9 protein-coding genes are annotated in these 13,136 nt (G+C 44.2%); 4 read left to right on the forward strand and 5 right to left on the reverse strand.

Translation table 11 applies throughout. The features are described 5' to 3' along the window. Positions 1–217 precede the first annotated feature (217 nt). Positions 218–2,512, forward strand: a complete 2,295-nt coding sequence (locus QT998_RS02500; RefSeq protein ID WP_333117629.1) for a WD40 repeat domain-containing serine/threonine-protein kinase — start codon at positions 218–220, stop codon at positions 2,510–2,512. On the opposite strand, the gene QT998_RS02505 is transcribed toward QT998_RS02500, so the two are convergent. The 3 genes from QT998_RS02505 to QT998_RS02515 all read right to left on the reverse strand — a co-directional run bounded on the left by QT998_RS02505 (position 2,489) and on the right by QT998_RS02515 (position 7,375). Then, complete coding sequence (locus QT998_RS02505) at positions 2,489–6,391, reverse strand: DNA polymerase III subunit alpha (RefSeq protein ID WP_333090518.1); 3,903 nt, start codon at positions 6,389–6,391, stop codon at positions 2,489–2,491. The genes QT998_RS02500 and QT998_RS02505 overlap by 24 nt on opposite strands. 233 nt (positions 6,392–6,624) lie before the next feature. Next, positions 6,625–7,044 (reverse strand): lysozyme inhibitor LprI family protein, encoded by a 420-nt coding sequence (locus QT998_RS02510; RefSeq protein WP_333090517.1) that lies wholly within the window; start codon positions 7,042–7,044, stop codon positions 6,625–6,627. A gap of 16 nt (positions 7,045–7,060) precedes the next feature. Next, positions 7,061–7,375: a DUF2499 domain-containing protein gene (locus tag QT998_RS02515; protein WP_333090516.1), complete on the reverse strand. Its 315-nt coding sequence runs from the start codon at positions 7,373–7,375 to the stop codon at positions 7,061–7,063. A gap of 197 nt (positions 7,376–7,572) precedes the next feature. Between QT998_RS02515 and csaB the strand changes: the two genes are divergently transcribed. From csaB to trmB, 3 genes are all read left to right on the forward strand, one after another. Continuing rightward, positions 7,573–8,616 carry a polysaccharide pyruvyl transferase CsaB gene (csaB, locus tag QT998_RS02520; RefSeq protein ID WP_333117627.1) on the forward strand — a complete coding sequence of 348 codons (1,044 nt, stop codon included), beginning with the start codon at positions 7,573–7,575 and terminating at the stop codon, positions 8,614–8,616. A gap of 16 nt (positions 8,617–8,632) precedes the next feature. Continuing rightward, positions 8,633–9,343 carry a Uma2 family endonuclease gene (locus QT998_RS02525; protein WP_333117625.1) on the forward strand — a complete coding sequence of 237 codons (711 nt, stop codon included), beginning with the start codon at positions 8,633–8,635 and terminating at the stop codon, positions 9,341–9,343. Between the two features lie 139 nt (positions 9,344–9,482). Then, a complete protein-coding gene (gene trmB, locus QT998_RS02530) occupies positions 9,483–10,115 on the forward strand; it encodes a tRNA (guanosine(46)-N7)-methyltransferase TrmB (protein WP_333090513.1) in 633 nt (210 codons plus the stop codon). A 94-nt stretch (positions 10,116–10,209) separates the two neighbouring features. Here trmB and QT998_RS02535 read toward each other — a convergent pair whose 3' ends face one another. Continuing rightward, a complete protein-coding gene (locus QT998_RS02535) occupies positions 10,210–11,721 on the reverse strand; it encodes a dolichyl-phosphate-mannose--protein mannosyltransferase (protein WP_333090512.1) in 1,512 nt (503 codons plus the stop codon). A 334-nt stretch (positions 11,722–12,055) separates the two neighbouring features. After that, a complete protein-coding gene (gene acsF, locus QT998_RS02540; RefSeq protein ID WP_333090510.1) occupies positions 12,056–13,129 on the reverse strand; it encodes a magnesium-protoporphyrin IX monomethyl ester (oxidative) cyclase in 1,074 nt (357 codons plus the stop codon). Between the last annotated feature and the right edge of the window lie 7 nt (positions 13,130–13,136).

Below are 13,136 nucleotides of genomic sequence, written 5' to 3' on the forward strand. Positions count from 1 at the left end.
GGAAGTTATTCTGCCGCTGCATTCTTTGGGGAAACTTCTATAGCACTTATCACTCTCTCAATTCCTCAATTCCTCAATCTAAAATCTAAAACTTGTTCGGTTGCGAAGTCGAAGAATCTAAAATCTCAACCTGTACCTCATCAAGAGTCAAAAAGGCTATAGTGCTGTCTCTCAGAGCGAGTTGTACAATACGCGAGCTATTGAGGTGCTCGCTCAAATGCAAAACACAAATGCTCGCGTTGGCGATCGGTTTGCCCTGCAAAATTTTAGGAAAGTATTAGAATATATAAAAACTCACCTCAAGCACTTCTACTCACTGACTCAATCTGAGATGCTAGATTTTGGGTCGATCAACCCGATTTATCAGGTACGATCGACTTTAATCTCGCGGCGTGAGTTGAAACAGACTACCATATTTGCTAAGTTTAGCCGTGGTGGGACTCTCCAGGCAGGAAAAAAGATGAGCTATTGCCTCAATCCCCATTGCCAGAAGCCGCAAAATCCTGACTCAAGCAAGTTTTGTCTGGCGTGCGGCTCAAAATTGCTGCTGAAAGAGCGTTACCGTGCCCTTCAACCTATCGGTGAAGGAACATTTGGCAGAACTTTTTTAGCTGTCGATGAAGATAGGTTAAAAACTCGCTGCGCCATCAAACAATTTTTTCCGCAGGTTCAAGAAAAGGCAGAATTAGAAAAGGCAACTGCACTGTTTAAACAAGAAGCTCAGCGGCTGTACGAACTCGGAGAACACCCACAAATTCCAAGTTTGTTGGCTTCTCTTGAACAAGGAACACATCTGTATCTTGTGGAAGAGTTAATTGAGGGAAATAATTTGTTTCAGGAGTTGCAGCAGCGGGGAGCTTTTAGTGAGGAACAGATTTGGGAATTGTTGATTAATTTGTTGCCTGTTTTGCAGTTTGTTCACGAGCAGCAGGTGATTCATCGGGATATTAAGCCGGAAAATATTCTGCGGAGAAATCCCCAAAATCTCAGGGCTGCCCGATATTGCAACTCGACTGTCGCGAAAGGCAAAAAAGGGATAATTATGCCTGAATCTGCCGCTGTACAGGGTGCGGCGAGGGGCGGTCAGTTTGTGCTGGTAGATTTTGGGGTGGCTAAGCAGATTAGCGTCATTTCTGAGGCGAAAACTGGTACGATAACTGGAACTGCTGGCTATGCGCCGATCGAACAAATTCGCAGCGGCAAGGCTTATCCGGCGAGCGACCTTTACAGTTTGGGCGTTACGTGCATTCACCTGCTGACTGGGGCGGTGCTGAATGATTTGTTTGATGCTTTGGAATGCAGATGGATTTGGCGATCGCACTTAGCGCAAAAAGGCATAAAAGTCAGCAAAAAATTAACAAGTATTTTAAACAAATTGCTCAAAGATTCAGTCAGAGAGCGATATCAATCCGCTGCTGAAGTGCTGCAAGACTTAGTACATTTCGGGCAATATCCCCGCTCTCAAATCGCTTATAATTATCGACCCAAAATAGCTATCAATTCGGCAGTAACTAACTTGCAGCAAAAGAGATCAACCGCCGTCTCTGTCGCGCCGCTCCACAAGATTCACGTTGCAACTGCTGCCCCTAGCAACCATAAATTATTGTCTCGTAACTGGCGCTGCGCCTGCATTCTTCACGGTCATTCAGGCTCGGTTAATGCTGTTGTAATTAATCCTCAAGGCAATATTATTGCTAGCGCCAGCGACGATAAAACAATTAAGCTGTGGAACCTGCACACAGGTGAATTGATTCATACTTTTTTCGGCCATTCTGCAACGGTTGATGCTGTGGCTATCAGCCCCGACGGGAGAATGCTGGTTAGCGGTAGTTTTGACAGAAAAGTTATTGAGTGGAAGCTGGATAAAAAGGCGATGATTCGCGAGTTTTACAGCGATTACGGTTCGCCCTACAGTCACCGGTACGGCTCCGTGTATTCGGTGGCTTTTAGCTGTGATGGAGGGGCAATTGCGAGTGCTAGCGGCGACAAGAGTATTAAACTGTGGAACCAGCACAACGGAGCCTTGGTACAAAAACTTTCGGGACATTCTGACAAGGTTTTATCTGTGAGTTTCCGCCCTCAAAGTATGATTCTGGCGAGCGGTAGTGCGGACAACACTATTAAGATTTGGCGTGTAGGTATTGCGGAGAGTGTACGGACTTTTGTGGGTCATTCGGATTGGGTTTATGCGATCGCCTTTAGTCAAGATGGCAAGACGATTGTCAGCGGTAGTGCGGACGCTACGCTAAAATTGTGGAATGTCGATACAGGGGAATTGATTAATACTTTGAACGGGCATTCTGACGCGGTTATTTCGGTGGCGATTAGTCCCGATCGCTCTATTGTCGCTAGCGGCAGCCGAGATGGTACGGTTAAACTGTGGAACTTGCAAACAGGCGTATGTTTGTGCAGTTTGGTTGGGTGCAATCCGGTGGCTTTTAGTCCTGACGGTCAAACTTTAGTCACCGGTGGGGATGGCGACGAGGTGTTAGTTTGGCGGGCGTTTGTTTAGTTGGGCGAGATAGTTGAGATACTGGGAAATGCGATCGGCATCCGCGTCAAGTAAACGACTGGCCCAAGAATGTATGTTAAGTTGCGATCGCACTTCTCGAAACACCGCAGCATCCCCGCGATTGTCGAGAGGAAAAACCCAAGCATCAAATCCCGCAGACTTGAGGCGGCTAACAGCACCATCGCCATCTTGTACCCACAACTTAGGGTTGATGCGAAGCGGTTGACAGCAATATTTACCCACAACAATTCCGCCCACAGAAGCCCTAGCATCCTCTCGGCGATCGGAAAGTTCTTGCAAAATAGCTTTCAGGGAATTGAGATTTTTCGTATCTTGCACCTGCGGCGGTGTAAGCTTGACAATCACCATTTCTATAACTTGCACTGGTTTTGTCGATCGGGCAAAGTTAACCGGTTCCGTCGCCAAATAATTTTGTCTTTCCGGTTGCGCCGCCCAAGAACTTTGTGTTTCCGATTCCCTCGCCCAAGAATTTTGTATTTCCGGTTGGGCTACCTCGATTTCCTCTGCAACTTGTGAATTTTCTACAGGCTTTGCAGTGTCTACAATTATCTGAATTTCTTCGCCGTCTTTCTCTATTTTTCCACCAATTAGCAAAATCGCATTATCTACAATGTAAGGTTTCAGTTGTTCGTAAGCCTTGGGAAATACCACAGCTTTGATTTGATTAGTCAAATCTTCTAATTGCAAAATTGCCATCGCATCGCCCTTTTTTGTCACTACAAGTTTGATAGCGCTGATCATGACAATAACCGAAACTTTCCCTTTTTTCTCCGCCAACTGTGCCAGAGTCACAACATCTGGATCTTGATTAGATTCAAGCAGAAACTTGAGGGGATGTTCTGATACATAAAAACCCAGTAATTCTTTTTCTAAACGCAATTTTTCCTGTGTATCAAAATTTTTGACAGTCTTTGATTTTGGTGCAGACTCAAATTTATTCGCCGAGTTCCCAAAGCTATTCCCACCCAACAAGTCAAACAGATTACCTTGACCACTTTCTCGATCTTTCTTGCGGTCTTGAGCCCATTTCATCACCCCTTCGAGGTCGTTTACCAATTGCTGGCGGTTGGGATCGATTTTGTCAAAAGCACCACACTGAATCAAGGCTTCTAGGGCACGGCGGTTGACAGAATGTAGATTTACGCGATCGCACAAATCCGGCAGCGACTTAAACTTACCCCCTTCTTGGCGCGCCTCCAAAATATTTTCAATAGCCCCCTCACCCACATTTTTAACCGCCGAAATTCCAAACAAAATTTTATGTCTTTCGGCCTTTGTCATCTCTGTAGGAAGCGGCGTAAAAGTAAGTTCAGAGCCATTAATATCAGGGGGCTCAACGTCAATCTTCAGCTTGAGACAATTAGCAATATATCTCTGTACCTTCTCCTGATCGCCTCTGTTAGCAGTCAGCAGTGCAGCCATGTATTCTACAGGAAAATTTGCCTTTAAATAAGCAGTTTGGTAAGTGATATAGGCATAGGCCATTGAATGGGATTTATTAAAACAATATTCGGCGAATTGTAGCATTTGTCCGAACAACTCTTCGGCAACTCTTTGAGTGACACCATTTTTAGTTGCCCCATCAATAAATGTTTCCTTTTGCTTCTGCATTTCATCAGCCTTCTTCTTGCCCATTGCGCGGCGCAGCAAGTCAGCTTGACCTAAAGAATAGCCCGCCAAATCTTGAGCCATCCGCATAATTTGCTCTTGAAAACAAAGCGTTCCATAGGTTTCTTTTAAAATTGGTTCTAACAACGGATGGTCATATTTAACCACCTCTCTACCGTGTTTGCGATCGATAAATTGTGGAATCAAACCAGCATCCAGCGGGCCGGGACGATAAAGCGCCAGAATAGAAGAAATATCATCCAGACAGGAAGGTTTAATTTTTTTTACTACATCCAGCATCCCAGAAGATTCTAGCTGAAAAATACCTTCCAAATCCCCTTTTTCTAAGAGTTGATAAGTTTTTGCTACATCACCTGGTAACTTGTTGTTCCTAGTAAATGTCTCTTGAGCTCTGCGTTCAATATCAGAAGGTAAGGCTTCGGCATCGATAATTATATCTTGCGTTTGCTTAACATACTCGACTGTTTTTTGGAGAGTTGTTAAATTTTTAAGTCCCAGAAAATCCATCTTCAGCAACCCCAAAAATTCCAAGTCTTCCATGAAATATTGGGTAATCACAGCACCATTGTCATTTTTTTGCAATGGTACAATTTCATCAAGGGGTTGGGAAGAAATGACCACACCGGCCGCGTGAACGCCATAGGTTTTGTTAGTTCCTTCAATGCGAATTGCCATGTCAATCCACTGACGCACTGGAACTTCGGTGCCAGTTTCTGCATTTATGCAAATTGTATTTTCGTAGTTGTCTTTAAAATCCTGTGCCGGTGTTCCCTCGGAAATCATCACTTTGAGTTTTTCCGGTTTCCCCCGCGACACGGGAATCATTTTTGCCATTTCGTCGGCTTTTTTGTAGGGAATTCCTAGCACTCTAGCAACATCTTTCAAGACAGCTTTTGATGTCATTCTGTTGAAAGTAATAATTTGTGCTACGCGGTCTGTGCCATATTTTTCCGTAACATATTTAATCATATCGTCGCGTCTTTCTATGCAAAAATCGCTATCGATATCTGGCATAGATTTACGTTCGGGATTGAGAAATCTCTCGAACAGCAATCCGTGGTGTACGGGGTCTATGTTGGTAATGTTGAGGACGTAAGCAACTAAAGAACCTGCCGCAGAACCACGTCCTGGCCCGACGGGAATATTGTTATCTCTAGCATATTTCATGTAGTCCCAAACTACTAAAAAATATTCAGAGAAACCCATCTGCTGAATCATTTTTAGCTCATATTCTAGTCTTTGTTTGTAGACTGGGGGGATTTCGTTTTTGGTGCGGCTTTTGAGGCGTTCTAATAGTCCTAGCCAAGATATTTCTTCTACATAGGTATCGGCGGTATGTTCTGGGGGAATTGGAATTGTGGGAATCCGAGCTTCTCCTGTTAGCTCGTATCTTGATACTTTGTTTGCTACTTCTAGGGTAGTTTCGATCGCCTCTTTGATGGTTTCGTCGTCCAAATGGTCTCGAAACAGTTGCGCCATCTCGTCAGCGGACTTAAGATATTCTGTACCGCTGTAGCGCATCCGCTTGTCTTCTTCAATCAGTTTGTTGGTGTTGATGCACAGCAAAGCATCGTGGGCTTCTACGTCGTTACAAGAAATATAGTGAGAATCGTTAGTGGCGATTATTTTTATATTGAATTCGCGGGCAATTTTGACGATTTCCACATTTACCATCCGGTCTTCTTGGGAACCGTGGTCTTGAATTTCTATATAGTAGTCATCCCCAAATACTTCTTTATACCATTTGGCAACTTCGCGCGCTGTATCTAGCTTGTTTTGTAGAATCATCTGGGGAACTTCGCCACCCAAACAAGCACTGGTGACAATTAAACCTTCGGAGTATTGTTTGAGTAGGTCTTTGTTGATGCAGGGGCGGGCAAAAATACCTCGTTCTGGCATTCCCTTTAAGTGGGAAATTGTGGTGAGTTTGACGAGGTTTTTATAGCCTTGGGTATTTTTGGCTAAGACAACTTGATGGTATTTTCTTCTACCTCTAACTTTGACTTCTATGTCGCCGTTGACGACGTACATTTCGTTGCCAATTATGGGCTTGATGTTTTTATTTCGGCAAACTTTGATGAGTTCGATCGCGCCGTACATCACTCCGTGGTCCGTAAGGGCGATCGCGGGCATCCCTAATTCCACCGCCCGTTCGGCGAGCTGCTGTAGCTGAGAAGCGCCATCTAGGAGGCTGTAATCGCTGTGAATGTGCAAACCAACGAAGGACATGGCGATTTGAGATTTTAGCTTTTAGTTTTTAGACTTTCGATTGTACACTATTGCCGTTGAGAAAGATAAATTGATTTTTTATTTTACAGCATCGGCAACGTACAAAAACTGGTTTTTTGAACGGAATATATAGGTTTGAATGCTATATTTTAGATCGAAAAACCGATTTTTACCACAGGTGCAACATCTCACAGAAGAAGTCGGTAATTTAATAGCTAATTCGGTAGATTTGCTTACAAATTTGCTTGTTTCAAATAATCTTCTAAATCTTTAACGCGCTGCTGTGTAACTTTTGCTCTGCAAGAAATGTATACAGGAGCCGCCAAAGTACCGCCTTCAAAGTGTCCGGCTTCATAGCTGCAAGTTTCATCGCGAAACTTGAGCCAACTACGCTGTGCAACCGTCAATCTTTGCTGCTGTTTGCTGTTGAGTTTAGGCCGAAGTTGCTGATATAATTGATTGAGCTTGGTGTCTGCTGCTTTGAACTCTTGACTAGAACACATATTCATGTCTAGCGTGGTTTGAGGACTTTTACAGTTAGGCTGTTGGGCGACTTCCTGGAAATTATTGCTGGCTTTGCTCTCCTGCAATAATCCGCCTGCTAACACGATGGAAATTGTTGTAAATGTTGCCCAAAAAGTGCTATTTTTCATTGACTTGATACCTCTTTTAATCTTGAATTTTCTGTGCTGGTTGAGCCGATCGCCAAATCCACCAAGCCGCCGCCCACAGAGTAAAATTGCCGATCAGAGTCATCGCTGCTTGCAGGGTAACGATCCATTCTAGGGCTGGGGAGTTGTCAAAATAGTGCCAAGTGCAAGCACACATGGCGCTGACTAGGGCGGGCAGCATTCCGGCGGAAAGGGCCCACCAAGCTCGGTTTTGAGTGACTTCGCCGTAAGTCCAAATTAACCAGATGGCCGCAATCCACTCGACGACGCTAGAGATGTGAATAATCCAGGTGGGAATTGACAAAACGTGCATTTTTTGTATTCTAAAATAACAGAGAACGGGGAAGATAAAATATGTATTTATTTGTTTAAGATTGTTAACTGTTGACTGTTGACTGTTAACTGTTAACTGTTGACTGTTGACTGTTAACTGTTAAAATATTTTACGGATCGACCGCAAAAATTAGATATTGTAATACTTAGATTCCCCATTATAAATCAAGAGTAGAAATGCGAGCAATTTTGTGCGGCTATTACGGTAAAGGCAACGGTGGCGACGAGGCGCTGTTGGCATCGCTACTGCAAATGTTACCAGATGGCGTGACGCCGATCGTCCTGTCTGGCAATCCTGTCGAGACAAATCAGCGGTACGGGGTAGCTGCGCGCGATCGGATGAATGCGTTTCAAGTTCTCGAAGCACTCCGCACCTCCGACGCGCTAATCTGGGGAGGCGGCAGTTTGATCCAAGACGCTACCAGCATTTTCAGCCCTTTCTATTATGGGGGTTTAATGGGACTAGCGCAACAAATGGGCTTAAAAACTGTTGCCTGGGCCCAGGGAATTGGGCCTTTAAATCGAGAGATTACCCGCAAATTATCTCAGCGGTGTTTTGCTGGATGCACCGCCGTCAGCGTGCGGGATAAAGGCTCAGCTACTTTACTTGCTGACTGGCAAATTCCCTTTACTTTAGCGCCCGATCCCGTGTGGGCTTTAGAAAATTCCCCCGTATCCGGTTTGTGGAATTTACCAGCGCCCAGAGTTGCAGTTTGTTTGCGTTCCCATCCTACATTAACTCCCGCCCGTTTGTCAATATTAACTAAAGCTTTAGTTGACTTTCAAAAAGCAACTAGAACCTTAATTTTACTGCTACCTTTTCAAGCATCTCGCGACTTAGAAATTGCCAAGCATTTGCACGAAGCTCTGCCGAAACGAAGTGAGATACTTAGTTTAGACGATCCGAGAAAATTGAAAGGACTATTCCGGGGAGTCGAAATGGCGATCGGGATGCGCTACCACAGTTTAATTATGGCAGCATCGGAAGAATGCCGCTGTTTTGCCCTCAGCTACGATCCCAAAGTAACTCAATTGATGGATGAGTTAGAAATGCCGGGATATGTATTATCAGAATTGCCAGAAGATCCCTATTTAATCAGCAAAATCTGGATCGAACACTACGCCAGCGGCGACGCACTATCGCCAGAAAGGATAAAATTTATTGTAGGGCGATCGCTCTTTCATAAAGAAGTATTGCAAACCGCGCTCATGCAGTCTTAGCAAGAGGTAAAATACCGTGACAGTCAGTACAGCCGACTTAAAAATTACCTGGGAAAAATTGCCAGACGATTTCATTTTAGACGAGGAACCTGTGGGAAATATCGACCAACCGCTACTCGCCGCAGCCTTGCGCGAAATCCTAGAAATCGCGGGATTAATTTTAGAACATATCTTAATTGCCTCAAATATGGGTGTTTGCGCTACATTAAACGGCAAGCTAGTTATCAAAGCCCCAGATTGGTTTTATGCCCGCAACGTCCAGCCGTTGGTGGCTCCAGGAATTCGTCGCAGTTACACCCCAAACTTAGAAGGAGAAATACCCGATATCGTCCTAGAGTTTTTATCAGCTAATCACTACGACGAATATTCAAGTAAACCAACTTTACCCCCCGGAAAATGGTTTTTTTACGAGCAAATACTTCGAGTACCAATCTATGCTATTTTTGAACCTGCGGCAGGATTGTTAGAAGTGTATCGGCTGAATTCATCGGGAAGATATGAAGTACAGCAGCCGGATACAAACAATCGTTATTGGATTGCAGGAGTTGGGTTATTTCTGGGCGCTTGGTACGGGACAAAAGCCGAAAGAACCGGATATTGGTTGCGCTGGTGGGATGAAAGCGGAGAGATGCTATTGTGGGGAGCAGAGATGGTAGAAAGGAAAAGGCAGCGATCGGAAAGACTAGCCGCACAATTAAGAGCAGTAGGGATTGAACCAGAAGCCTAATGCAATAATGAGCAATTAAAAATAGTCCCTCTGCAATTTTTAATCGCTCATTAATTAAAAAGTATTAGACAAGATCGCAAAAATCAATATTTATCTGCCTTCATCAACGGTTAAAAACTACATTCAGGAGACATCAAAATTGGGAAGAGTTAGAGTTCGGGAACACGTAAATCCCCTATCCATGAGATATCGAACATCCGCCACTGCGCCGGACTGGACTAAAATCTATGCGGACTTAAATTTACCGCTGCATCTAGATATCGGCTGCGGTAGAGGAAGGTTTTTGTGGCATATGGCGCAAATCCAAACAGATTGGAATTTTCTCGGATTAGAAATTCGGGAACCTCTGGTAGATGAGGCGAATCTGTGGCGCGATGAAAAAGGCTTGACAAATTTGCACTATTTATTTTGCAATGCGAATAGTTCCCTGAAGCCAATTTTAGAAACTTTACCCGCTGGTATTTTGCAGCGAGTCAGCATTCAATTTCCCGATCCGTGGTTCAAGAAAAAGCACCACAAACGGCGGGTAGTACAGCAGGAATTAGTCAGCGAGTTGGCTACTTATCTGGCTGTTGGCGGTGAAGTGTTTATTCAATCGGATATTGAGGAAGTAGAAGTCGAAATGTGCGATCGCTTTTCATCTCATCCCAGTTTTCAGCGTCAAAATGGCGGGGAATGGCTAGCAGAAAATCCCCTACCCGTTGCTACGGAAAGAGAAATTGCTACTCAAAAACGAGGCGAACCAGTTTATCGAGCACTGTATCAAAAATAATGCTATCTTATCTCATCGCTAAGTAATCTACTCTATGAAAATCGTAAGGTGCGCACTGCGCACCCTACAAAGTAGAATCTGTGGGTAAATCCTATTAAACCCAAGACGGCAGCCACATTCTAATTTTCCATTCCATTTGCGACAAAGGCAGTCCCAAATAGATAGGCATCCAGAAAATAAAAGCAGCCAAAACCAGAAAAACAATTGTTACCCCCATCCCTCGGAGTCGAGTTTGAGGGCTGTGCAGCCACCTGTCAACCCACCAAGCAAGTGTTAAGGCTCCAAACACAGAACAGCCCATATAATGATACAAAAATACGCAGCGACTCACCTTCATCCAAGGCAGCAAATTAGCAGCCCAATTAACTATCAAATATAACACCATCCACATTTGGGCAGTCGGCGGAAACAAAATCGGCTGCTGTTCGAGGCTGTCAACAGAAGCCACTTGGCGCGTTTGGAACCACACCACAATCCGGTGAATTAAAACTCCTGCTACTAATATTAAAGCTAAAGTGGAAAACCACCAAAGGAAAGGATTTCCCATCGCGTGAACGTCAAAAATCGTCTCAGTTGCACCGCTGGGTAAAGGTGGCAAAACCGGATCTGGTTGTGCATTGTTGCTAGCAGTTTTGTAGAAGTAAACTATGGGGCGGAGCATCAAAGGCCAACTGTACCACGTCGAACAGTAAGGATGCACGCTAGGGCCACTTTTAATGCGTTCGTGATAAGTTAAAATTTCCGTTTGCATCTGCCAGAAATTGGGAGTTGGATTGAGATGCAGGTGAGGAATCCAGCAGATGCTGTAAACTAAAATAGGAATTACAGCTAGACTCCAGCATACTTCCACAAAAGTTAGCTCAGTCAATTTTTGTACTGGACTTTCGGGCGGAAGCAGAGCGGAATTTATATCGCGAATTGGTTCTTCATTTCCTCTGTTTCCCTGAATTAAACGCACGGCCCAAGCGCAGATCAAAATGAGATAAGCCCCAAACAAGAACCACAATCCGTTCCATTTGACAGCGGCAGATGCACCGAATCCTATCCCAGCTAATACTAGCCAAAGCAAGCGCTTTTTGCCTTCAGCTTCTACGGTTTTGAGCAGAAATAATTGACCAAGTATTCCGAATAAAACTAGATAAATGTTATTGAGTGCGTAGCGAGATTCAACTAAAAATAAACCATCGCAGGCGACAAATAAAGCAGCAAGAAAAGCAAAGGTGCGGCGGCGAAGGAGCTGATAGCCGAGGGCTCCGACAACTAGGGGAATAAAGGAACCTGTGAGAGCATTTAGCCAGCGGTAATCCCAAGGGGAAAGCATTGAGCCTGTTAGGCCGTTGACGGCGGTTTTTCCGAAGGGTAGGTGAGTGCCGATCGCAATTCCGATCGCAATTATATACTGGCTCAGGGGCGGGTGAGCGTTGAAAAAAGAAGTTCGGGTGAGATAATCGTTGGCAAATTTGGCGTAATAAACCTCGTCAAATACTAGAGTGTTAAATCGCTCTAATTGCCAAAATCGGAGAGTTAAGGACATGAGGAATACGGCGAACATTCCTAAGTAAAAAATCCAAGTAGATCTGTTGAATTGTTTTTTGTGGAGTTTCATAAAGTGCACCGGAATATCGTAGATTTGAGAACCTTAATTTTAAAATACTGAGTTAAGAATTGAGAATAGCGTAAAAATTACCAAGTTGCTAAAAATATTTTTTTACGTTTCTACTGCCATTCTCTTCATTGCCTTTGAATATCTTCTAGTTCAAAATAGGTGCGTCTTGCGGTACTCGTATTACTCACTTTTCATCTCACAATTAACTGCTTCATCAAGTTTCTGAATTGAATTTGAAATGCGATCGCCCATTTAAACTAATTTCACATCATACCAAAAAAAAGCGGCTCCGCTTCCTGCAGAACCGCCGTAATAGAGGATGAAAAATCAAAACTTAACGCACTGCACCTTGAACAGAAGGCGATTCGATCGTCTTCATCAAATACAGCTTCAACAACTGCCAGCCGTTCGACAAATACAGAGGTAATTTTTGGAAGAATTGCAAGAATTTTGGAGTTTCAGAAGCAACAATTGCGGTCAACTGCTGATTGTTTTGGAGACAAACATCCAACCGTTCGTAAAACTCAGGATTGTTCACGTCTAGCATGACGGGGAATACACGGCCTGCTGTTTCGTTGGTTTTTTTGATCACTTCGATGTCGTATTCGCGAGCATCTAGACCGAGCGATCGATAAAAACCACCGCGCTGGATATCATTGAGATACATTGTCGCGAATACCGACAGCAAGAAGAAACGGCACCACAGCTTAGCGCGCCAATCGTTCAACATTTGAGGCTGAGCTCTCATCACCGCATCGAAGAAATCTCCGTGGCGGTTTTCATCCTGGCACCAATTTTCAAAGAATCGGAAAATTGGATAAATCTGGTCTTCAGGATGCGCTTTCAAGTGCTGGTAAATCGTGATGTAGCGCCAATAACCGATTTTTTCGGATAAGTAAGTGGCGTAGAAAATAAACTTCGGCTTAAAGAATGTGTAACTGCGGCTCTTTGTCAAGAAACCCAAATCTAGGGACAAACCAAAGTCCGACAGCGCTTTATTCAAGAATCCGGCGTGCCGCGCTTCATCGCGGGACATCAGCAAGAAACCTTCGGCGAGTACCGGATTTTTGTCTTTGAGCTTGCGTGCTAATTCTTTGTAGAGCAAGAAGCCAGAAAACTCAGCGGTGCAAGAGCGTTCGAGGAATTCAATGAACAACTTGCGCTTTTCGCCGTCGATGTGTTCCCAAGATTGATCGAACTCGGCATCCCGCACGAAGTGGGTTTTGTTGTAGTCAACGCGGAACTCTTTGATAATTGCTTCGAGTTCGGCTTCATTTACCGAGATGTCCATTTTGGCCATCTCGTCAAAGTCTGTTGTGTAAAATCTCGGCGTGAGAATAGTTTCTTTGGCTGGGGTTTTCCCTTCTTGCTGTTGAGCAAAAGCGGGTTTTTTGAGAGAATCTACCATATGTTTA

It is taken from the genome of Microcoleus sp. S1D4, assembly GCF_036700765.1.
GTDB lineage: Bacteria > Cyanobacteriota > Cyanobacteriia > Cyanobacteriales > Microcoleaceae > Microcoleus.

Bases quoted from the DNA above. Each gene is read 5' to 3' on its own strand.
- QT998_RS02500 (WP_333117629.1), top strand. From the start codon at position 218: ATGCAAAACACAAATGCTCGCGTTGGCGATCGGTTTGCCCTGCAAAAT.
- QT998_RS02505 (WP_333090518.1), bottom strand. From the start codon at position 6,391: ATGTCCTTCGTTGGTTTGCACATTCACAGCGATTACAGCCTCCTAGAT.
- QT998_RS02510 (WP_333090517.1), bottom strand. From the start codon at position 7,044: ATGAAAAATAGCACTTTTTGGGCAACATTTACAACAATTTCCATCGTG.
- QT998_RS02515 (WP_333090516.1), bottom strand. From the start codon at position 7,375: ATGCACGTTTTGTCAATTCCCACCTGGATTATTCACATCTCTAGCGTC.
- csaB (WP_333117627.1), top strand. From the start codon at position 7,573: ATGCGAGCAATTTTGTGCGGCTATTACGGTAAAGGCAACGGTGGCGAC.
- QT998_RS02535 (WP_333090512.1), bottom strand. From the start codon at position 11,721: ATGAAACTCCACAAAAAACAATTCAACAGATCTACTTGGATTTTTTAC.
- acsF (WP_333090510.1), bottom strand. From the start codon at position 13,129: ATGGTAGATTCTCTCAAAAAACCCGCTTTTGCTCAACAGCAAGAAGGG.